Annotated in this window: 22 protein-coding genes; 16 read left to right on the forward strand and 6 right to left on the reverse strand. The window is 64.4% G+C overall.

Annotated features, from left to right (window positions below; genetic code table 11):
* The first annotated feature begins 14 nt into the window (after positions 1–14).
* The 14 genes from ACFPPB_RS08695 to hisIE all read left to right on the forward strand — a co-directional run bounded on the left by ACFPPB_RS08695 (position 15) and on the right by hisIE (position 10579).
* The gene (locus ACFPPB_RS08695) at positions 15–293 is read left to right on the forward strand and encodes a hypothetical protein (protein ID WP_377326375.1); all 279 of its coding nucleotides are present in this window, start codon (positions 15–17) and stop codon (positions 291–293) included.
* Positions 294–384: 91 nt separating this feature from the next.
* A complete protein-coding gene (locus ACFPPB_RS08700; RefSeq protein ID WP_377326377.1) occupies positions 385–870 on the forward strand; it encodes a transcriptional repressor in 486 nt (161 codons plus the stop codon).
* Positions 871–966: 96 nt separating this feature from the next.
* Positions 967–1401 carry a MerC domain-containing protein gene (locus ACFPPB_RS08705; protein ID WP_377326513.1) on the forward strand — a complete coding sequence of 145 codons (435 nt, stop codon included), beginning with the start codon at positions 967–969 and terminating at the stop codon, positions 1399–1401.
* A gap of 60 nt (positions 1402–1461) precedes the next feature.
* The gene (locus ACFPPB_RS08710; protein ID WP_377326378.1) at positions 1462–2406 is read left to right on the forward strand and encodes a cation diffusion facilitator family transporter; all 945 of its coding nucleotides are present in this window, start codon (positions 1462–1464) and stop codon (positions 2404–2406) included.
* A gap of 65 nt (positions 2407–2471) precedes the next feature.
* Positions 2472–2633 carry a 30S ribosomal protein THX gene (locus ACFPPB_RS08715; protein ID WP_072760782.1) on the forward strand — a complete coding sequence of 54 codons (162 nt, stop codon included), beginning with the start codon at positions 2472–2474 and terminating at the stop codon, positions 2631–2633.
* 310 nt (positions 2634–2943) lie between these two features.
* Entirely contained in the window at positions 2944–3282 is a 339-nt protein-coding gene (locus tag ACFPPB_RS08720) for a YerC/YecD family TrpR-related protein (RefSeq protein WP_377326379.1), read from the forward strand.
* Positions 3279–4172, forward strand: coding sequence for an ATP phosphoribosyltransferase (gene hisG, locus ACFPPB_RS08725; RefSeq protein ID WP_377326380.1), 894 nt, complete (start codon positions 3279–3281; stop codon positions 4170–4172). The genes ACFPPB_RS08720 and hisG overlap by 4 nt, the downstream gene beginning before the upstream one ends.
* A 10-nt stretch (positions 4173–4182) precedes the next feature.
* Entirely contained in the window at positions 4183–5490 is a 1308-nt protein-coding gene (hisD, locus tag ACFPPB_RS08730) for a histidinol dehydrogenase (protein WP_377326381.1), read from the forward strand.
* Positions 5487–6560, forward strand: a complete 1074-nt coding sequence (gene hisC, locus ACFPPB_RS08735; RefSeq protein ID WP_377326382.1) for a histidinol-phosphate transaminase — start codon at positions 5487–5489, stop codon at positions 6558–6560. Before hisD ends, hisC begins: the two co-directional genes overlap by 4 nt.
* A gap of 127 nt (positions 6561–6687) precedes the next feature.
* Positions 6688–7755, forward strand: a complete 1068-nt coding sequence (hisB, locus tag ACFPPB_RS08740) for a bifunctional histidinol-phosphatase/imidazoleglycerol-phosphate dehydratase HisB (RefSeq protein ID WP_377326383.1) — start codon at positions 6688–6690, stop codon at positions 7753–7755.
* Positions 7752–8342 carry an imidazole glycerol phosphate synthase subunit HisH gene (hisH, locus tag ACFPPB_RS08745; protein ID WP_377326384.1) on the forward strand — a complete coding sequence of 197 codons (591 nt, stop codon included), beginning with the start codon at positions 7752–7754 and terminating at the stop codon, positions 8340–8342. Before hisB ends, hisH begins: the two co-directional genes overlap by 4 nt.
* Positions 8339–9067 carry a 1-(5-phosphoribosyl)-5-[(5-phosphoribosylamino)methylideneamino]imidazole-4-carboxamide isomerase gene (gene hisA / locus ACFPPB_RS08750; RefSeq protein WP_377326385.1) on the forward strand — a complete coding sequence of 243 codons (729 nt, stop codon included), beginning with the start codon at positions 8339–8341 and terminating at the stop codon, positions 9065–9067. The genes hisH and hisA overlap by 4 nt, the downstream gene beginning before the upstream one ends.
* Entirely contained in the window at positions 9061–9840 is a 780-nt protein-coding gene (gene hisF, locus ACFPPB_RS08755; RefSeq protein ID WP_377326386.1) for an imidazole glycerol phosphate synthase subunit HisF, read from the forward strand. The genes hisA and hisF overlap by 7 nt, the downstream gene beginning before the upstream one ends.
* Positions 9841–9946: 106 nt before the next feature.
* Positions 9947–10579, forward strand: a complete 633-nt coding sequence (gene hisIE / locus ACFPPB_RS08760) for a bifunctional phosphoribosyl-AMP cyclohydrolase/phosphoribosyl-ATP diphosphatase HisIE (protein WP_377326387.1) — start codon at positions 9947–9949, stop codon at positions 10577–10579.
* A 43-nt stretch (positions 10580–10622) separates the two neighbouring features.
* Here the strand turns inward: hisIE and ACFPPB_RS08765 are convergent, their stop codons facing one another.
* Positions 10623–11492 carry a LytR/AlgR family response regulator transcription factor gene (locus ACFPPB_RS08765; RefSeq protein ID WP_377326388.1) on the reverse strand — a complete coding sequence of 290 codons (870 nt, stop codon included), beginning with the start codon at positions 11490–11492 and terminating at the stop codon, positions 10623–10625.
* 157 nt (positions 11493–11649) lie between these two features.
* On the opposite strand from ACFPPB_RS08765, the gene ACFPPB_RS08770 reads away from it, so the two are divergent.
* Positions 11650–13386: a carboxylesterase/lipase family protein gene (locus ACFPPB_RS08770; protein WP_377326389.1), complete on the forward strand. Its 1737-nt coding sequence runs from the start codon at positions 11650–11652 to the stop codon at positions 13384–13386.
* A 105-nt stretch (positions 13387–13491) separates the two neighbouring features.
* Here the strand turns inward: ACFPPB_RS08770 and ACFPPB_RS08775 are convergent, their stop codons facing one another.
* From ACFPPB_RS08775 to ACFPPB_RS08790, 4 genes are read right to left on the reverse strand one after another with little or no spacing between them, the layout of a single operon-like run.
* Positions 13492–14529, reverse strand: a complete 1038-nt coding sequence (locus ACFPPB_RS08775) for a C13 family peptidase (protein WP_377326390.1) — start codon at positions 14527–14529, stop codon at positions 13492–13494.
* 20 nt (positions 14530–14549) lie between these two features.
* Positions 14550–15236, reverse strand: a complete 687-nt coding sequence (mtnC, locus tag ACFPPB_RS08780) for an acireductone synthase (RefSeq protein WP_377326391.1) — start codon at positions 15234–15236, stop codon at positions 14550–14552.
* The gene (locus ACFPPB_RS08785; RefSeq protein ID WP_377326392.1) at positions 15233–15796 is read right to left on the reverse strand and encodes a 1,2-dihydroxy-3-keto-5-methylthiopentene dioxygenase; all 564 of its coding nucleotides are present in this window, start codon (positions 15794–15796) and stop codon (positions 15233–15235) included. Before ACFPPB_RS08785 ends, mtnC begins: the two co-directional genes overlap by 4 nt.
* Entirely contained in the window at positions 15793–16443 is a 651-nt protein-coding gene (locus ACFPPB_RS08790) for a methylthioribulose 1-phosphate dehydratase (protein ID WP_377326393.1), read from the reverse strand. Before ACFPPB_RS08790 ends, ACFPPB_RS08785 begins: the two co-directional genes overlap by 4 nt.
* A gap of 166 nt (positions 16444–16609) precedes the next feature.
* On the opposite strand from ACFPPB_RS08790, the gene ACFPPB_RS08795 reads away from it, so the two are divergent.
* The gene (locus ACFPPB_RS08795; RefSeq protein ID WP_377326394.1) at positions 16610–16942 is read left to right on the forward strand and encodes a high-potential iron-sulfur protein; all 333 of its coding nucleotides are present in this window, start codon (positions 16610–16612) and stop codon (positions 16940–16942) included.
* Between the two features lie 444 nt (positions 16943–17386).
* Here ACFPPB_RS08795 and ACFPPB_RS08800 read toward each other — a convergent pair whose 3' ends face one another.
* Positions 17387–18832 carry an amino acid permease gene (locus tag ACFPPB_RS08800; RefSeq protein WP_377326395.1) on the reverse strand — a complete coding sequence of 482 codons (1446 nt, stop codon included), beginning with the start codon at positions 18830–18832 and terminating at the stop codon, positions 17387–17389.
* Between the last annotated feature and the right edge of the window lie 42 nt (positions 18833–18874).

Consider the following 18874-nt stretch of genomic DNA (forward strand, 5'->3'; position numbering starts at 1 on the left):
GCACTGACATCGGCATGGACGAACTGCTCGCCAGGGCCACCCAGGGCGTCGACCCCGACGCGCCGGGCGCGTTCTGGCGCATCTTCGTCAACCTGTTGAATATGCTGCCGTGGGCCGCCATCTTCTGGTGGAACCTGCTGTTCATCGCCGTCGGCGCACTGCTCGGCTGGTGGCGCGGTCGAACGGCAGAAGGCATCGTGTGGGCGCTCGTACTGGGGCCCATCGGCTGGATCGTGATACTGGCCAGGCCCCGGCCCAAACCGCGCGCCGGGCCGCCGCCGCTTCGATCTTGAGCCTTCCTTTCGGTCTTGAGCCTTCCTGGATCGGCACGATGCCGGGGCGACACAAAACAGCGGTGTATGATCATCGGCAGAGGTGGATCCCTTGAGCAACGACGCTGCACACAGCCCGCACACGCATCATCCGCATCACCATGATGCCAAGGGGTTCGTGCGTGCCGTGGAACATGCCAGCGAGGAACGCGGCCTGCGCCTGACCCCGCTGCGCAAGGAGGTGCTGGAACTGATCGCGGCCGCGCACAAGCCGGTCAAGGCATACGACCTGCTTGACCAGCTGCGTGAGAAGCACGGCAACGCTGCGCCCCCGACGGTCTACCGGGCACTGGACTTTCTGCTGGAGAACGGTTTCATCCACAAGCTGGAATCGATCAATGCCTTCGTCTCCTGCCATCACCCGACCGAGGCGCATCAGGTGCCGTTCCTGATCTGCGATATCTGCTCCAGTGCGCAGGAAGTCTGCGATGAGCGGGTGGCCGAGCTGATCGAGGCACAGGCCAGGACGCTGGGCTTCAGGCCGCAGGCGCAGACGCTGGAAGTGCACGGCACCTGCAAGCACTGCCGCAAGGCGTGAGCCCTCGGTTTCCGACGGTGGCGTCAGTCAATGTTATAAAGTAACATGACCGGCACCGGGCAAAGAGTCACCCATTCGGTGACGCCAGGGCAGCTGATGGATTCCGAGCAGGCAAACACAACCCGCTGGTGGCGTATCGCCGATCGCGTCGGAGCGGTGGCGTCTTTCCTGTGCGCGATCCACTGCGCGCTGCTGCCGTTCGTATTGGTGCTGTTGCCGTTCGTAGGTCTGGAATTCCTGGCCGACCACCGCTTCGAGCGTGGCTTCGTGCTGTTTGCCAGCACGCTGGCGCTGTTTGCCCTGGTTCGTGGCTTTCGCCGGCATCAGGAACCGCTGCCGTTGCTGCTGGCGGCCCCGGGACTGGTGTTGCTGCTGCTCGGCGTCACCTTCGCCGAAAACTATTCGGTCATCCTGCACAGTGTGATGGTGACCTGCGGCGGTTTGCTGCTGGCCAGCGCGCATTTCGTCAACCTGCGCCGGGACAGCCGCCACCGGGATGACCATGTACATGGTCCGCAATGCGCGCACTGAACGGCATGCTCGGGTGGCCGGTGATTGTGTAACGGCAGCCGCTGTTCCTAGCATGTACGCATGAGTACCGCCCACACCCATCAGCACGACCACACGCACGAGCGAGAACATATCGGCCTCGGTAGCGGGCGCAGCCGCAAGCTGCTGTTCGCGTTCGTGCTGACCACCGCGATGATGGTGGCGGAGGTGATCGGCGGCGCATGGTCAGGCTCGCTGGCCCTGCTCGCGGACGCCGGCCACATGATGGTCGATGCGCTGGCGCTGCTGCTGGCACTGGTCGGCGCATGGATGGCGATCCGGCCGGCCGATGCGCGACGCAGTTATGGCTATGGCCGTATCGAAGTGCTGGTCGGTTTCGTTAACGCGCTGAGCCAGTTCGTGCTGGTCGGCTGGATCGTCTACGAGGCGGTGACGCGCCTGCTGCATCCGGGCGTCATCCTGTCCGGCGTGATGCTGATAGTGGCGGTCGTCGGCCTGCTGGTGAACCTGCTGGTGCTGCGTATCCTGCACGGACATGCGCACGACGACGTCAATCTGGCTGGCGCCAGCCTGCATGTGCTGGGCGATCTGCTCGGCTCGCTGGGGGCGGTGCTGGCCGCGCTGGCCATTCGCTGGTTCGGTTGGTTGTGGGCCGATCCGGTGCTGTCGATGCTGGTGGCGCTGCTGATCGTGAACAGCGCATGGCGATTGCTGCGGCTGTCCGCCCACATCCTGCTGGAAGGCGTACCCGACGGCATGGACAGCGCCGAAGTCGAGGTGTCGCTGCGCGGAGCGGATGCCTCGATCCGCGACATCCATCATCTGCATGTGTGGCAGCTGGCTTCGGGTTCGCGCATGGCCACCTTGCATGCCGAGCTGAATGAGCCGGCCGATAGCGCACGGGCGCTGCAGGCGATCAAGCAGATGTTGCTGGAACGCTTCGACATCCAGCACGTGACCGTGCAGGTCGATCCGGGCGAATGCCTCGACCAGTCCAAAAGCTGTGCCGGGCATAATCATGGCTGACTATGGCGGTAGAGCCCGACCTGCTATAATGGTCGACCATTCATTCCACGAATCAAGGAGTTCCCATGGGTAAGGGCGATCGCAAGACCCGTCGCGGCAAGACTTATCGCGGCAGCTACGGCAATACCCGTGCGCATACCGTGTCGCCGGCTGTCGTCGGCGCCAAGCCGACCGTGACCAAGCCGGCCGCCGCCAAGAAAGCCGCGCCGAAGAAGAAATCGGCCTGAGCCGTTCCGGCCCGGGCCGGACTGCCAAGAACCCCGCCTCGGCGGGGTTTTTTTTTGATTCTTCCGGCGTGCCCGCCGAAATCCCCCAATGACCTTTTTGGGGGTTCGGCTAAGGGTAGGAGCCCGCTTGCGGGCCATGCTCTTGTTCTGAATCTCCCCAGCCTCCAAAGCTTTTGCTCTGGGTCTTTCCAACCATCAAAGCAGGAGCATCGCCCGCGAGCGGGCTCCTACCAGGGTTCCCTCCGGGGGTTTGCGGTGGTGGCGGACGCTGTGTATGATGCGATCCATCGTGTTAGCGCGTTAGTACATTATGAAGCGTCGGTCGCTGGATCCCGAAACACCCGTCGAGTCGGCCAAGCTGAGTCTTTGCGAGGCCTTGCTGTCCTTGAAGAACGCCGATGAGATGGGTGCCTTCCTGGGTGACCTGTGCACACCTGCCGAGATGGAGGTGCTGGTGGATCGCTGGCGGGTGGTGCCGTATCTGCTGGAAGGCATCGCCTACCGGGAAATCCACGAGCGCACCGCGGTCAGCATCACCACCATCGGGCGTGTGGCGCGCTATCTCAACCAGGGCAACGGCGGGTATCTGGCCGCGGCGGCACGGGCGGCGCGTCGGCAGTCGCTGGCCGCGAAGAAGGCGAAGGCATGAAGACGCGCGACCGTTTACGCATCGCGATGCAGAAATCCGGCCGGCTCACGGAGCCGGCGCTTGAGCTGCTCACCCGTTGCGGCCTCACTTTCCGGCAAAGCCGCGACAAGCTGTTCTGTTTTGGCGAGGGCGAGCCGGTCGACCTGCTGCTGGTACGTGACGACGACATTCCCGGATTGATCGCGCAGGGCGTATGCGACCTCGGCATTGTCGGACGCAATGTGCTGAGCGAGTTCCAGCTCACCGCCGGGCGCGAACTGGCACCGCTCAACGAGCTGCGCCCACTCGGTTTCGGTCGCTGCCGGCTGTCGATCGCGGTGCCGCAGGAGCTGGATTACCAGCTGCCGCGGCACCTGGAAGGCCGACGCATCGCCACCACCTATCCCGGCCTGCTCGGCGAATGGCTGCGCACGCATGGCGTGAACGCCGGCGTGGTGACGCTGGCCGGTTCCGTCGAGATTGCGCCGAAGCTGGGCACGGCCGACGCGATCTGCGATCTGGTGCAGAGCGGCGGCACGCTGGTGGCGAATCAGCTGCGCGAGACCGACGTATTGCTGGAGAGCGAAGCGGTACTGGCAGGCCCGCTGACGCTGCCGGTGGATGAGCGCGGCGACATGCTGGAGCTGCTGATGAAGCGGCTGGACGGCGTAATCCAGGTGCGCGAGTCGCGCCTGCTGCTGTTGCAGACCTCGCGGCATACGCTGGAGGCGGTCACCCGACTGCTTCCGGGCGGCCCGCAACCGACGCTGCTGGCGGTGGCCGGCCAACCGGACCAGCTGATGCTGCAGGCGCTGTGCGCCGGCGAGGTGAGCTGGCGGCAACTGGAAGAAATCAAGAAGGCTGGCGCACGCGAGATGTACGTGTTGCCGGTGGAGAAGATGTTGGCATGAGCGGGTTGGCATGAATCGTATCGACTGGAATGCATTGGACGAGACCGCACGGGGCGAGGCCTTGGCGCGCCCCGCACAGTCCCGTGCCGATGAGCTGCGTCAGGGCGTCGGACAGATCATCGCCACCGTGCGCGAACGCGGCGATGATGCATTGCGGGAACTCAGCGCGAAGTACGACCGCTGTACGCTGGACCCGATCGAGGTGGATGAGTCCGAATTCGTTGCGGCCGAAGCGTCGCTGGATCCCATCCTCAAGGCGGCCATCCACGAGGCGGCTGCTCGCATCGCGTTGTTCCACCGCGCCGCCGCGCCGCAGCCGGTCGGCGTGGACACCGCGCCCGGCGTGCGGGTGGAGCGCATGCTGCGCCCGATCAGCCGGGTCGGCCTGTACGTACCGGCCGGCAGCGCACCGCTGCCGTCGACTGCGCTGATGCTCGGTGTTCCGGCGCAGATCGCCGGTTGCCGCGAGGTGGTGCTGTGTTCGCCCGCACGCGCGGATGGCCGCTGCGACGAAGCGGTGCTGTATGCCGCGCGCGTCACCGGCGTGCACAAGGTATTCAAGCTGGGTGGCGCGCAGGCGATCGCGGCGATGGCATATGGCACGGCCAGCGTGCCTCGCTGCGACAAGCTGTTCGGTCCCGGCAACTCCTGGGTCACCGAGGCGAAGCTGCAGGTGTCCACCGATCCGGATGGCGCGGCGATCGACATGCCGGCTGGCCCGTCGGAGGTGCTGGTGATCGCCGATGCCGATGCCAACCCGGTGTTCGTCGCGGCCGATCTGCTGTCACAGGCCGAGCATGGTCCGGATTCGCAAGTGATCCTGTTGAGCCCGTCCACCGAACTGCTGGACCAGGTGGCCAGCGAGGTCGATCGGCAATGCGCCGAGCTGCCGCGCGCGGCCATCGCGCAGAAGGCGCTGGCGCAGAGCCGACTGATCGCCGTCGACTCGCTGAGCCAGGCGATCGCGGTGAGCAATCGCTACGCGCCCGAGCATCTGATCCTGCAGGTGGCCGAGCCACGGGCGTTGCTGGATGGCATCGACAGCGCCGGTTCGGTCTTCCTGGGTCAATGGACGCCCGAATCGGTGGGCGACTACTGCAGCGGCAGCAACCATGTATTGCCGACCTACGGTTATGCGCGCAGCTACAGCGGCGTCTCTGTAGCGAGCTACCAGAAACAGATCACCGTGCAGGAAGTCAGCGCCGATGGCCTGCGCCATATCGGTCCGTGCACGGCAACGCTGGCGGCAGCCGAGCAACTGGAAGCCCATCGTCGTGCCGTGACCTTGCGGCTGGCAACATTGGAGACACCATCATGAACGTGCTCGATCTGGCGCGGCCGGAAATCCGCGCGATGCAGCCGTATTCCTCCGCGCGCATGGAGGCCAGCGGCGGCCAGGTATTCCTCAACGCGAACGAGTCGGCGTGGGCGCCGGTGGGGGACCACGGCCTCGGCTGCAATCGCTATCCCGACCCGCAGCCGGCGGCATTGATCGACGCGCTGGCCGCACTTTATGGCGTGCGCCGCGAGCAGCTGCTGACGGGCCGCGGCAGCGACGAAGCGATCGATCTGCTGGTGCGCGCGTTCTGCCGCGCCGGCGAAGACGCGATCCTGATCCAGCCGCCGACCTTCGGCATGTACGCGGTCTGCGCGCGGATCCAGAACGCGGGCGTGATCGAGGTGGCGCTCAAGGCCGATTTCACGCTGGACGTGAGTGCCATACTCGCCGCCGTGACGCCGGCGGTGAAACTGGTCTTCATCTGCACGCCGAACAATCCCACCGGCCAGCTCGTGCCGCGTGCGAGCGTCGAACGGCTTGCGCAGGCGCTGGCCGAGCGTGCATTGCTGGTAGTGGACGAGGCCTATGTCGAATTCGCCGATGCCGGCGATGCCAGCGTGGCCGGCCTGATCGATCGTTACGACAACCTCGCCGTATTGCGCACCTTGTCGAAGGCCTGGGCCCTGGCCGGCGCGCGCATCGGCAGCCTGCTGGCGAATGCCGAGGTGATCGCGCTGCTCAAGCGGATCATGCCGCCGTACCCGCTGCCGCTGCCGTGCGTGGACGCGGCACTGATCGGATTGTCCGGCTGGGGGCAGGCGAACGCGCGCGAGCACGTCGCCATCGTGCGCGAGCAGCGGGAGCGGCTGGGGGGCGCATTGCGCCGGCTGCCCGGCGTGCGGGAGGTGCTGCCATCGCAGGCGAATTTCCTCGCCGTGCGTTTCGACGATGCGACGGCGGTTTACCGGCAACTGCTCGCTGCCGGCATCGTGGTGCGCGATGTGCGCCGCTATCCGAATCTCGGCGATGCGCTGCGCATCACCATCGGCACGCCGGCGGAGAATACCCGCGTGCTGGCCGTACTGCAGGAGGCCGCCACATGCGCCTGAACGCGTTGTTGTGGGAGCGACTTCAGTCGCGAATGGCGTTGCCTCAACGCACGGCTTTCGCGACTGAAGTCGCTCCCACACTCGCGACCGAAGTCGCTCCCACAGGTGTATCGATCCGGAGGTCGCAGTGAGCCGCAAGATTCTCTTCGTCGATCGCGACGGCTGCCTGATCGAGGAGCCGGCCGACGAGCAGATCGACAGCTACGAGAAGCTGGCGCTGCTGCCGGGCGTGATCGCCGCGCTGCAGCGCTTCGTCGCCGCCGGCTATGAGCTGGTGATGGTGACGAACCAGGACGGCCTTGGCACCGACAGCTTCCCCGAGCCGCACTTCAGCGGTCCGCATGAATTGCTGATGCGCATTCTCGCCTCGCAGGACGTGCGTTTTCGCGAGGTGCTGATCGACCGCAGTTTCCCGCATGAGGGCAAGGACACGCGCAAGCCCGGCGTGGGCATGTTGCGGCATTACCTGGCCGACGACAGCTGGAGCCGCGCCGCCTCGGCGATGGTCGGCGACCGCGAGACCGATCTGCAGTTCGCCGCGAACATCGGCGTGCGCGGCTGCCGCGTCGGCCCGCTCGGCATCGGCTGGGACGAACTGGCGCACCAGCTGCTGGATGCGCCGCGCACGGCAACCGTGGTGCGCAACACCAGGGAAACCCGCATCACCGTCAGCGTGGATCTGGACAAGGTGGCCGAGCCGAAGGCGCATACCGGGCTGGGTTTCTTCGATCACATGCTGGAGCAGATCGGCAAGCACGGCGGTTTTGCGCTGGAGCTGAATTGCGACGGCGACACCCATATCGACGAGCACCACACCATCGAGGACTGCGCGCTGGCGCTGGGGCAGGCATTGAAGCAGGCGCTGGGCGACAAGCGGGGCATCGGCCGCTACGGCTTCACCTTGCCGATGGATGAAGCGCAGGCCGGCGCGGCACTGGATCTGTCCGGGCGCCCGTACTTCGTGTTCGAGGGCAGCTTTCCGCGCGAACGCGTGGGCGAAGTGCCGACCGAGCTGGTGCCGCACTTCTTCCGTTCGCTGTGCGAGACGCTGGGCGCGAATCTTCAGCTCAGTGTGCAAGGCGACAACGCGCACCACATGGTCGAGGCTTGCTTCAAGGTCGTGGCGCGCGCCTTGCGCCAGGCGATCCGCCGCGAAGGCAGCGAGCTTCCCAGCACCAAGGGCACATTGTCATGAGCGTCGTGCTGGTCGATGCCGGCGGCACCAATATCGGCTCGGTGCGCTATGCGCTGCTGCGGCTTGGCGTGGACGCCGCACTGACCGCGGATGCCGCCACGATTCGCGCCGCCGACAAGGTGATACTGCCCGGTGTCGGCGCCGCCGGTCCCGGCATGGCGCGACTGCGCGAGCTGGGGCTGGTCGAACTGATGCGTTCGCTGACCCAGCCGGTGCTCGGCGTATGTCTGGGTATGCAGCTGTTGTGCGCGTACTCGGAAGAGGGCGATACCGAATGTCTCGGCATTATCCCGGCGACGGTGCATCGCTTCGCCGAGGCGCCCGGCCTGCGCGTACCGCACATGGGCTGGAACCGCCTGGTCGCTAAAAAGTCGCACCCCTTGCTGACCGGGCTCGGCGATGACGACCAGGCCTACTTCGTACACAGCTATGCGGTGCCGGTGGGCGACTGGAGCGTGGCCACCAGCGACTACGGCGAGGTGTTCTCGGCGGTGATCGCGCGCGACAACTTCCACGGCATGCAATTCCATCCCGAGCGTTCCGCCGCGGTCGGCGCGAAGCTCCTGCAGAATTTTCTCGCGCTATGAACTGTGAAGTGATTCCCGCGATCGACCTGCGTGGCGGCCAAGTGGTGCGCCTGAAGCAGGGTGACTACGCGCAGCAGACTACTTATGCAGCCGACCCGCGCGAACTCGCGCAGCGCTATGCCGCTGCCGGAGCGCGCTGGCTGCATCTGGTCGATCTGGACGGTGCCCGTTCCGGCAACCTCGACAATCTAGCCGTCATCCGCGCCATTGCGGCCGATGGCATGCAGATCCAGGCCGGTGGTGGCGTGCGCGAGGAGATTGATCTGCAGCGTCTGTTCGATGCCGGCGTGCATCGCGTGGTGCTGGGCAGCGTGGCGATTCGCGATCCCGAGCTGGTCGCCGGCTGGCTGGCCAAATACGGCGCCGAGCGGCTGACCATCGCGCTCGACACACGCCGTATCGGCGGCCGCTGGGCGTTGCCCAGCGCTGGCTGGACCGAAGTCGAGGCGCGCACGCTGGACGAACTGGCGCCGTGGTACGCCGCACGAGGCGCCCGTCATCTGCTGTGCACCGACATCAACCGGGATGGCATGCTGGCCGGTTTCAATCTGGAGCTGTATCGCCATCTCGCCGAGCAGGTACCGCAGCTGGTGGTGCAGGCCTCCGGCGGCGTGCGTTCGCTGGACGATATTCGTGCCGCACGCGAGGCTGGCGCGCAGGGCGTGATACTCGGCCGTGCGCTCCTGGAAGGTCGCTTCACGCTGCAGGAGGCGCTGACATGCTGAGCCGCCGAATCATCCCCTGCCTGGACGTACGCGACGGAAAAGTGGTCAAAGGCGTGCGTTTCCGCGATCACGTGGTGATGGGCGAGATCGTGGAGCTCGCGCTGCGCTACCGCGACGAAGGCGCCGACGAACTGGTGTTCTACGACATCACCGCCAGCCCGGAAGGTCGCAGCGTGGATCGCGGCTGGGTCGAGCGGGTGGCGCGGGTGATCGACATTCCGTTCTGCGTCGCCGGCGGCATCCGTTCGGTGGACGAGGCGCGCGCCGTGCTGTACGCGGGCGCGGACAAGATCTCGGTAAACTCGCCGGCGCTGGAGCGGCCTGCATTGATCGACGAGTTGGCCGGGGCGTTCGGCGTGCAGTGCGTCGTGGTCGGCATCGACTCGCTGCGCGATGCGGACGGCGAATGGCGCGTGCGCCAGTACACCGGCGATCCCGGCAAGACGCAGGCACTGGCGCGCAGGACGCTGGGCTGGATGGTCGAGGCGCAGCGGCGCGGCGCCGGCGAGATCGTGCTCAACTGCATGGGTAGCGACGGCGTGCGCCGTGGCTACGATCTGGAACAGTTGTCGGCGGCGCGCGCGGTCTGCCGAGTGCCGCTGATCGCCTCCGGCGGCGCGGGTACGCCGGAGCATTTCCGCGATGCGTTCATCGGAGCCGATGTCGACGGTGCACTGGCGGCCAGCGTATTCCACTCCGGCGCGATTTCCATTCCCGACCTCAAACGCTATCTGCGCGGGCAGGGCGTGGCAGTGCGATTGCAAAGCTTTTAGCAGTGAGTGAAGAGGAGTGAGAAACGAGAGGGATGCCTCGAACGCTGCATGCTTTACTCGTTTCTCACTTCTCTTCACTCGTTTCTCCAATCAACGAGTCAATTTCATGAACGCCATCGACGCGAATCCGCGAAAACCTGACTGGGCCAAGGGCGACGGTCTGCTGCCGGCGATCGTGCAGCACTGGCGCAGCGGCGAGGTGCTGATGCTCGGCTTCATGAATGCCGAGGCGCTGGCGCGGACCCAGGCCAGCGGCCAGGTCACGTTCTACAGCCGCAGCAAGCAACGGCTGTGGACCAAGGGCGAGAGCTCCGGCCACGTGCTGGCGCTGAAGTCGATCCGCCTCGACTGCGATGCCGACACCTTGCTGGTGCAGGCCGAACCACATGGACCGACCTGCCATCTGGGCACATCCAGCTGCTTCGGTGAATCCGTGCACCCGCCGCTGGGCTTCCTCGCCGTGCTCGATGCGCTGGTCTCGCAGCGACATGCCGAACGCCCCGAGGGCAGCTACACCACCAAGCTGTTCGATGGAGGCATGCGCCGGATGGCGCAGAAAGTCGGCGAAGAAGGAGTCGAGACGGCGCTGGCCGCCGTGGCGCAGAACGATACCGAACTGCTGGGCGAAGCCGCCGACCTGATCTTCCATCTCACCGTGGTGCTGCATGCGCGTGGGCTATCACTGACCGATGTCGTGGCATTGTTGGCCAAACGGCATAACGCGCGCCACAGGGATTGATCGGAACCTCGAGAGTTCGCAGCGAAGGGTTGGCATACGCCGGTCAGCCTCCGCTCCACCGTCGCACAACTTCGTCGCGATAACTCCGGCTCATGCGCAATTCCCGGCCATCCCGCAGCCGCAACATAGCGTCACCATTCGCCAGCGGCTTCATTTCTTCGATGCGATCAATAGCCACGATCATGCGCCGATGGATGCGGACGAATCGGTTCATGTCCAGTGCTGTCTCGAAATCAGTCAAGGTTCGGCGGACGAGTTGTTTGCTGGGCCCGGCATGCAGCGCCAGGTAATTTCCATGGGTTTCCAGCCAGTCGATGCTGGCCTGCTCCACGAAGCGCAGGCGTCCCCCTGTCTTGATCGAAATGCGTTCGGCGGGCGCGGTTTCCTCGACGGCTGCATTTGTGGCGACGGCGGTGTTCACCCCATCCGGACGTCGAATAAACCGGATCAGATGGGCGATAGTTGTAAATGCGCAGAGCGCGAATACGAGTAGCGTCCAGTTCGCGGCAAGTTGGCTGTGGACTTCGGCAAGCGACGGAGCAAGTTGCCGTTCGAACCCCCATGCCACGAGAAAACAACTGACGACGATCAGCAGGAGGGCCAGGCACGTGTTGCAGATCAGATGGATCGCGGCACGTTGCCAAAAATGACTACCCCCGACCAGAGGTACCCGGCGGGTGAGCCATGTGAGCAGCGGCGTTACCGCAGCCCCAAGGATCGCTGCTCCCGTGATGCGGATAGTCTCGAGGCCGAGCGGCAACACATAACCCGCCTGCGACGCGCGCAACACGTTATCGGGTTCGAGTGCCAGCAGAAACACCAGCCAGTACAGAAAGCCGCCGAAGAGCGGTGCCGACCAATGCCGCGACGGGTCGAACCGGCGGCGAAATTCGACTGTGACGTGGTCAATCATGGTTGCGCCAGTTTGCGATGCTCGCCTCAGGCTGTCCACACAATGCACCGGTTCATCCCATTGGTGACGAACCGGAGGGCATTCGGGATGATCCGGGCTATCTGACAGCTTCGAGCTCGAGCAGACTTCGGCACTCCCTCGTTGGTGGGAGCAGGCCATGCCGTGGTTTTTAAGTCATCGATCGACAGATCATTTGGAAACATCCGCCGGCACCGATAGCCGCGCGCGCAATGGTCGGCGCAGACTCTATTTCCCGCATCGCAGGTTGTTGTGCGTGGTCGTTCTTGCCTTTCTCGGGTCGTCCGTGTCGGTTGCCACGCCTGTCCGGATCGACAGCGGTCTGATCGAGGGTGTGCAGGAGAACGGCGTAGCCGTGTTCAAAGGCATACCTTTCGCGGCGCCGCCCATCGGGCCGCTGCGGTGGCGTGCGCCGCAAGCGCCTGCGGTGTGGTCGGGCGTCAGATCGGTCAACCAGTTCGCGCCGATCTGCATGCAACACGGCTCCTATCCCGAAGACGCGCCGCCGGAGCGCATGAGCGAGGACTGCTTGTACCTCAACATCTGGGTGCCGCCGCATTCAGCAGGCCGCCCCCTGCCGGTCATGGTATGGATCTATGGCGGCTGTTTGATGAACGGGTCGGCATCCACACCGCTGTACGCTGGCGACATGCTCGCGCGCAAGGGCGTCATTGTGGTTACCGCGAACTATCGGCTCGGCGTGCTGGGATTTCTGGCGCTGCCCGATCTGAGTCGCGAATCACCGCAACATGTGTCCGGAAACTATGGCCTGCTCGACCAGCTCGCAGCATTGCGCTGGGTACAGCGCAACATCGGTGCATTCGGCGGCGACCCGACACGGGTGACGGTGTTCGGACAATCGTCGGGTTCGATTTCGATCAGCGCGCTGACGACTTCTCCGCTCGCCAAGGGCCTGTTCCAGCGCGCGATCGGTGAGAGCGGTGGATTGTTCGAGCCGGTCGATCTGGCTCCTGGTTTCAAGTTGGTCGACGCCGAACAGGACGGTAGAGCTTTCGTTGCCAAGAGCGGTGCACGCACGCTGGAGGATCTGCGCGCCATGCCGGCAGAGGACGTGATCAAGACTCGCTTCAATGCGCACCTGATCATCGACGGCTACGCTTTGCCGCGGGCTCCGTACGACGCCTACCGCGAGGGGCAGCAGAACAATGTTGATCTCCTGATTGGCTCGAATGCGCGCGAAGGCCGGTTGTTTCTCGCTGATCAAGCGATCACGGCTGCCAATCTTCGCGAGGTATTGGATAACGACTTCTCACGCCCGATTGTTTCGCTGGTAGGCCCCGGATCGGTAGCCAATGACCGGCAGGCTCGTTCAGCCTTCGTGACATTCGAGGGCGAAATGCGGTTCGGCTGGGACATGTGGGCATGGGCGCGCCTGCAGGCCGACGCAGGTAAACGACGTGTATTCCTTTACCGGTTTACGCAAAGCCCGCCCTATCGTGTCGGCGACAAATACTATGGCTGGGGAGCCAGCCACGGCATGGAGATGCCTTATGTGTTCGGCCATCTCGATCAACAGGCGTTACCGTTGGCGCTTGCGGATCGCAGGCTCGCTTCCGTCATGTCGACGTACTGGACCAACTTCGCGAAATCCGGCAATCCCAATGGGGCTGGGATGCCGACCTGGCCCGCATTCACCGAATCGAATCCGCAAGCGATGCTGCTGGGCGAAATTATCGCACCAGGACCGATTCCCGACCTGACCGACCTACGGCGTATCGATCGCCTGTATTGGACAGCACGTTTCGTGGCGCGTCATGCCTATTTGCTCCTCGCAGTGACTGCATTGGGCGCGCTTGCTTTGATCTTGGGCATTATCAAATTCGTTTGCAGGCGATATCGACGGTCGTCAAAATAAGCAAGTACTTAAAATGCGCAGTTAGTGAACGCAGCCTTCTGGCGCAAGTAGGTGCGGATAGCTACTCGGCGCATGCGTACCGTGGCGTAGATATGCTCAGGTGAACTACTGCGTCGCCGCCGGGTTGGTGGAGGTCGCCGGCATCGCCGGCTTGAACGCCACCTTTGGCCCCGGGGTGAAACCCTTTCGCCACAAGGCAAGCTGCTCGGCGATGCCGCTGCCCACGTCGATCTGCGGCTCGGACGGGGTCAGTTTGTCCTGCTGTTCCCACTGGCGAATCTCGCCGCTGGCCTGCTTGAACGCATCGATGAAATCCGGTGTGCGGTTCAGCGCGTCGACCAGCCATGCCTTGCCGAAGTAGGTGACGTCCGAATCGCTGCCGCAGCCGAACGAACTGCGGTCTGCACGGGCGGCGGTCAGTACCAGCGTGCCGGGACCCTGCAGTGGCGGCACGAAGCCGCCGGAGTAGCAGGCGTTGACGACCAGCACCTTCCATTTGAACTTGTGCATGGCCAGGATGCCGGCGAGATCGTCGGCGCCGAGCTGATCCAGCGGAAGCGGATCCATGTCGACCAGCAAGGTGTGATCTTCACTGCCGTGACTGGTGACGTAGAGCAGCAGGATGTCCTGATCCGGCCGCATCACCTTGCCCAGGCCATCGAGCGCGGCGTCCAGATTGCTCCAGCTGGCCAGCGGATGGCTGGTGAGGCTCGCCGGATTGTTTTCCAGCACCAGGCTGTGGGCGGTGGCACCGAAACGTTTGCCGAACAGCTGTGCGGCGTACTCGGCTTCGTTGCGGAACACGTCCTCGCTACTGTCGCCGGCGAACGCCAGCAGGTACAGGTTCGGTTTGCCGGCCACGCGCGGAGTGAGCTGCGCCAGTGCGTTGCGGACCATCCGCGGCTGTGCATAGAGCACCTGTTCCGGGGTGGGGCCGGCGTTCGGCCAGTCATCGCCGTTGTCGGCGGGGGCTTCGGTCGATGCCGACAACGGCACGCTGCTGCCGGACGAGGCTGCGGCAGGGGCACTGGCGGAGGGCGCAGGCTGGTTGGCGATCGAAGGTAGTGCGGCGCGGCCAGGCAACAACAACATCAGCAGCACGCCAGCGGCGAAGGCAAGCAGGACGGTCAGGATGGTGCGCATGCTGGGATTGCCGCCTGAGTTCAGAGGGTGATCGCATCAAAATCGCGAAAGGCACGGTGACGCGGCTCGCCCGGCCACGGCAGCGGCTCCCTGATCAGCCAACCGGTGTGGAAACCGGCGGCTTGCGCCGCATCGAGTTCTTCCACGATGTCGGACAGGAACAGAATATGCCGCGGCTGCTCGTCGATCGCCGCGGCGATGCGCCGGTAGGACTCGGTCTCGCGCTTGGGGCCGGTCTCGGTGTCGAAGTAGCCGGCAAACAGCGGCGTCAGGTCGCCGGCTTCGCTGTAGCGGAAGAACAACTGCTGTGCCGGTACCGAACCGGAGGAATAGACGTACAGGCGCAGTCCGTCCGCGCGCCATTCGCGCAGCCGCGCGGCGACTTCGGGGTACAGGTGGGCGCGGTAATCGCCGGCGGCGTAACCCTCCTTCCAGATCATCCCCTGCAACGCTTTCAGCGCGGTGGATTTGCGGTCTTCATCGATCCACTGCTGCAGCAACTCGATGATGTACTGGCGGCTTGCCTCGACCAGGCCGGCTTCCTCGGCCGCTTCATGCAGCCAGTGCTGCACTTCGGGCTTGTCGCCATGGGTTTCGATGAAAGCCGGCAGCCGCTTGCGGGCATAGGGGAATAACACGTCGCGCACGAAGCTGATCGAGCTGGTGGTGCCCTCGATGTCGGTGACGATGGCGCGGATCTCGATCATCGTGTGGCCGCCTGGCGTGGCTGCATGCGGGGAAAGTGCAAGGCGATGTCGTCCCCGGTGAATTGCGCGACCCAGCCTTCCTTGTTGGTGAACAACCGGATCGCCACGAAATAAGGCGATTCGCTCATGTCGAACCAGTGGCGGGTACCGTCCGGCACGCCGATCAGGTCGCCTTGTTCGCACAGGACGTCATAAACCTTGCCTGCGATGTGCAGCGTGAACTGGCCGGCGCCGGCGACGAAGAAGCGCACTTCGTCCTCGCTGTGCGTGTGTTCGCTGAGGAATTTCTGGCGCAGCGCCGCGCGCTCGGGATGATCGGGTGTCAGGCTGATCACGTCGACGGCCTGATAGCCTTTCTCTTTCTTCAGCCGGTCGATGTCGCTGCGGTAGGCGGCGATCACCTCGTCCTGGCTGGCGCCCGGCACGATGGCGTGGCTGGTTTCCCACTGTTCGAAGCGAACGCCGACCCGACCCAGTTCGCGGGCGATCGCGGCGTGTTCGTGATGTTCCGTCAGCGGCGATTGCGGCCGGGATTCGTCGAAGATGCGCAGGCGGCTCATGATGCCCTCAATTTTTTCAGATCCAGTTCGCAACCGAGCAGAAACTCCAGCGCCTCCAGATGACGCTCGGCCTCGGCCATGTCGCGACCCCAGGTGTAGATGCCGTGGCCGTCGATCAGATACGCATGCAACGTCTTGCCCGCGTCCAGCCAGGCGTCGATCCGGGCGACCAGTTCGGGCATGTGCTGGGTATTCGGAAACACCGGAATCTCCAGTGTGTCCTCGTGGGTGTGGTGTCCGGCGATCGCCTTCTGCAATTCCCAGCCTTGCAGGCGGATGACGCCATCGCCGGCGAACAGGCGCGAGGCTACGCTTTGCGTGCGCGAGTGGGTGTGCAGCACCGCGCGCACTTCCGGCCAGCGCCGGTAGATCTGGGTATGCAGCGCCGTCTCGGCGCTGGGTCTGGCATCGGTGCCGACGGCATGCCCGCTCAGGCCCACCAGCATGATGTCGTTGCGGCCGAGGCGGCCCTTGTGCCGGCCGGATACGGTGATCGCTGCATGCTCCGCATCGATCCGCATCGAGAAATTGCTGCTGGTGGCGGGCGTCCAGCCGAGAGCTGCCAGCTCACGCGCCGTGCCCGCGATGCTGTCGGCGCACGCCTCGAACAAGCTGACGGGAATCGTGGCGGGCAGGGTTTGGCTCATGGTGTTTGGACGTCCAAATGGGCGTCGACTATACCATGCGGCGGACCCTCACCTGGCTGGAATGAGAGCCATTCTCGCCAGTCAGGCAAAAGTGCATTCACAAGGCGTACCATCGGTAGGAATCCGGCGCTGGGTGCGCTGGATAGATACCGATGGAGGTTTGTCCATGTCGAACGAACAAGATATCGAATCGCGTCGCCGATTCCTCAAGGTGGCTGCCGGCACCACGGTGGCGGCTGTCGTCATTGGCGGTCTGCCGCGCTTTGCCCGTGCAGCCGATCTGCCACCGCTGACCGAAGCGGATCCGACGGCCAAGGCGCTGGGTTACGTGGAAGACGCCAGCAAGACGGCCGACGCGAAGCACAAGGCCGGCGACAATTGCTCCAATTGCCAGTTCTATTCGGGCGGCCCCACCGGTCGGGGTCCGTGCCAGTTGTTCCCGGGCAAGTCGGTGAATGCGAAAGGCTGGTGCGTGTCGCATACACCGAAGAAAGCCTGACCGCATCCGCGGTTGGTGCAACCCAGGGAGGCCGGCCGCATCGCCGGCCTTTTTGCTGCGCGCAATCGCTGCATCCGGGTGCGGGGCGTCGGTGGACTCGCGAATGGAAGGGGTTGCCGCGGGCTGCGGATAAAAGTGCGGCCCGGCGCATCAGGCTGAGGAGCTTACCCACCTGACACGCCGGGCCACGATCCGGGGCCCACTGCCAAGTGATCAACCCGCGGACTGAGGATCATACTCCCGCGATCGGGGAATGGGCGGCCAGCCACCGAAATTCTATCGAAAAATTCTCGTTAAGCTGTTTGAAAACAATAAGTTATACGAGAATTTTAGGCCAATCCTGCGATAAAAGCGTCATAACGCCATTGGCGTCGTTTTCCACAGATATCGCAGATATTCGAAGCTTTTGGGCGCTATTCGGTGCCGTTGGCGACAATCAGCAAATCATGTCTGTGGCTGATTTCGCAGATGACTGTGTCGGCGGCCATAGCCGAAATAGATCGTCATGCCGATCACGGTCCAGATGCCCAGCATCAACCACTGGTACCAGTTTTCCCAGTACAGCAGGCCAAGACAGCTGAGCACGCCGAGTACGCAGGTGACCGGTGCCCACGGCACGCGGAACGTGCGTGGCAGGTCAGGTTGAGTGCGGCGCAGGATCAGCACCCCGGCGCAGACGGCGACGAAGGCGATCAGGGTACCCATCGAGACGAGATCGCCGAGTATGTCGAGCGGGAATACCGCCGCCAGCGCGGCAATGCCGATGCCGGTGATGACGGTGTTGATATGCGGCGTGTGATAGCGAGGGTGGATCCGGGAGAACACCTTGGGCAGCATGCCGTCGCGGCTCATGATCATGAAGATGCGCGGCTGCGCGATGATCATGACCAGAATGACCGAGGACAGCCCGATCAATGCACCGACTTCGACCACCCAGCGCAGCCAGCCGAGCTCCGGGTGCGCCCTGACCGCCGTCACCACGGGTTCGGCGGTGCCGAGCTGGTCGAACGGCAGCAGTCCGGTGATCACCGCGGCTATGCCGATATACAAGACGGTGCAGATGGCCAGCGAGGTCAGCGTGGCGATCGGCAGATCGCGCTGCGGATTCTTCGCTTCCTGCGCGGCGGTCGAGGTGGCCTCGAAGCCGATATAGGCGAAGAACACCAGGGTCGCCGCCCGCATGATGCCGGACCAGCCGTATTTTTCCGAACTCTGGTTCGGCGGAATGAAGGGATGCCAGTAACTCGGGTTCACGTAATGCCAGCCGGCGACGATCACGATCACGATCAGGCTGACCTTGAGGATCACCATCGCGAGATTCGCGCCGCTGGATTCCCTGATGCCGACATAACACAGCCAGGTCAGGGTCAGCACGATCGCGACCGCAGGCAGGTTGAACAGCGCGCCGGTCGTCACGAGATGACCGTCCACGTAGGCAAGTGGCGCATTCGTCAGCACGACAGGCAGATGGAGGCCGCAGTTATCGAGCAGGCTGACGAAATAGCCGGTCCAGCTGACCGCGACGGCCGAGGCCGATACGCCGTATTCCAGCACCATGTTCCAGCCGATGAACCAGGCCACCAGTTCGCCCAGCGTGGCGTACGCGTAGGAGTACGAACTGCCCGACATCGGGATCAGGGTCGCGAACTCGGCATAGCACAGTGCAGTGAAACTGCAGCAGATGGCCGCGATCACGAACGAGAGGATGATCGCCGGACCGGCGTGCTCGGCGGCCGCCTGGCCGGTGATCACGAAGATGCCGCCGCCGATCACCGCGCCGATGCCGAGAGCGGTGAGGCCCCAGGGACCCAGCGTCCGTTTCAGGCCTGGGCCGTCACCTTCATCGACGTTCGAGAAATCGGTCTTGCACGCGAGTAGCTGCTTGAGCATGGATGTTCCGGAAATGACACCGGCACGGCGGGTACCGTGCCG

Source organism: Rhodanobacter terrae, from assembly GCF_042657005.1.
In the GTDB taxonomy this organism is placed as follows: domain Bacteria; phylum Pseudomonadota; class Gammaproteobacteria; order Xanthomonadales; family Rhodanobacteraceae; genus Rhodanobacter; species Rhodanobacter terrae.

Bases quoted from the DNA above. Each gene is read 5' to 3' on its own strand.
- ACFPPB_RS08795 (WP_377326394.1), top strand. From the start codon at position 16,610: ATGTCGAACGAACAAGATATCGAATCGCGTCGCCGATTCCTCAAGGTG.
- ACFPPB_RS08790 (WP_377326393.1), bottom strand. From the start codon at position 16,443: ATGAGCCAAACCCTGCCCGCCACGATTCCCGTCAGCTTGTTCGAGGCG.
- ACFPPB_RS08800 (WP_377326395.1), bottom strand. From the start codon at position 18,832: ATGCTCAAGCAGCTACTCGCGTGCAAGACCGATTTCTCGAACGTCGAT.
- ACFPPB_RS08765 (WP_377326388.1), bottom strand. From the start codon at position 11,492: ATGATTGACCACGTCACAGTCGAATTTCGCCGCCGGTTCGACCCGTCG.
- ACFPPB_RS08770 (WP_377326389.1), top strand. From the start codon at position 11,650: ATGCCGTGGTTTTTAAGTCATCGATCGACAGATCATTTGGAAACATCC.
- ACFPPB_RS08705 (WP_377326513.1), top strand. From the start codon at position 967: ATGGATTCCGAGCAGGCAAACACAACCCGCTGGTGGCGTATCGCCGAT.
- hisIE (WP_377326387.1), top strand. From the start codon at position 9,947: ATGAACGCCATCGACGCGAATCCGCGAAAACCTGACTGGGCCAAGGGC.
- ACFPPB_RS08785 (WP_377326392.1), bottom strand. From the start codon at position 15,796: ATGAGCCGCCTGCGCATCTTCGACGAATCCCGGCCGCAATCGCCGCTG.
- hisG (WP_377326380.1), top strand. From the start codon at position 3,279: ATGAAGACGCGCGACCGTTTACGCATCGCGATGCAGAAATCCGGCCGG.
- ACFPPB_RS08715 (WP_072760782.1), top strand. From the start codon at position 2,472: ATGGGTAAGGGCGATCGCAAGACCCGTCGCGGCAAGACTTATCGCGGC.
- ACFPPB_RS08710 (WP_377326378.1), top strand. From the start codon at position 1,462: ATGAGTACCGCCCACACCCATCAGCACGACCACACGCACGAGCGAGAA.
- ACFPPB_RS08720 (WP_377326379.1), top strand. From the start codon at position 2,944: ATGAAGCGTCGGTCGCTGGATCCCGAAACACCCGTCGAGTCGGCCAAG.
- hisD (WP_377326381.1), top strand. From the start codon at position 4,183: ATGAATCGTATCGACTGGAATGCATTGGACGAGACCGCACGGGGCGAG.
- ACFPPB_RS08775 (WP_377326390.1), bottom strand. From the start codon at position 14,529: ATGCGCACCATCCTGACCGTCCTGCTTGCCTTCGCCGCTGGCGTGCTG.
- mtnC (WP_377326391.1), bottom strand. From the start codon at position 15,236: ATGATCGAGATCCGCGCCATCGTCACCGACATCGAGGGCACCACCAGC.
- ACFPPB_RS08695 (WP_377326375.1), top strand. From the start codon at position 15: ATGGACGAACTGCTCGCCAGGGCCACCCAGGGCGTCGACCCCGACGCG.
- hisF (WP_377326386.1), top strand. From the start codon at position 9,061: ATGCTGAGCCGCCGAATCATCCCCTGCCTGGACGTACGCGACGGAAAA.
- hisA (WP_377326385.1), top strand. From the start codon at position 8,339: ATGAACTGTGAAGTGATTCCCGCGATCGACCTGCGTGGCGGCCAAGTG.
- hisC (WP_377326382.1), top strand. From the start codon at position 5,487: ATGAACGTGCTCGATCTGGCGCGGCCGGAAATCCGCGCGATGCAGCCG.
- hisH (WP_377326384.1), top strand. From the start codon at position 7,752: ATGAGCGTCGTGCTGGTCGATGCCGGCGGCACCAATATCGGCTCGGTG.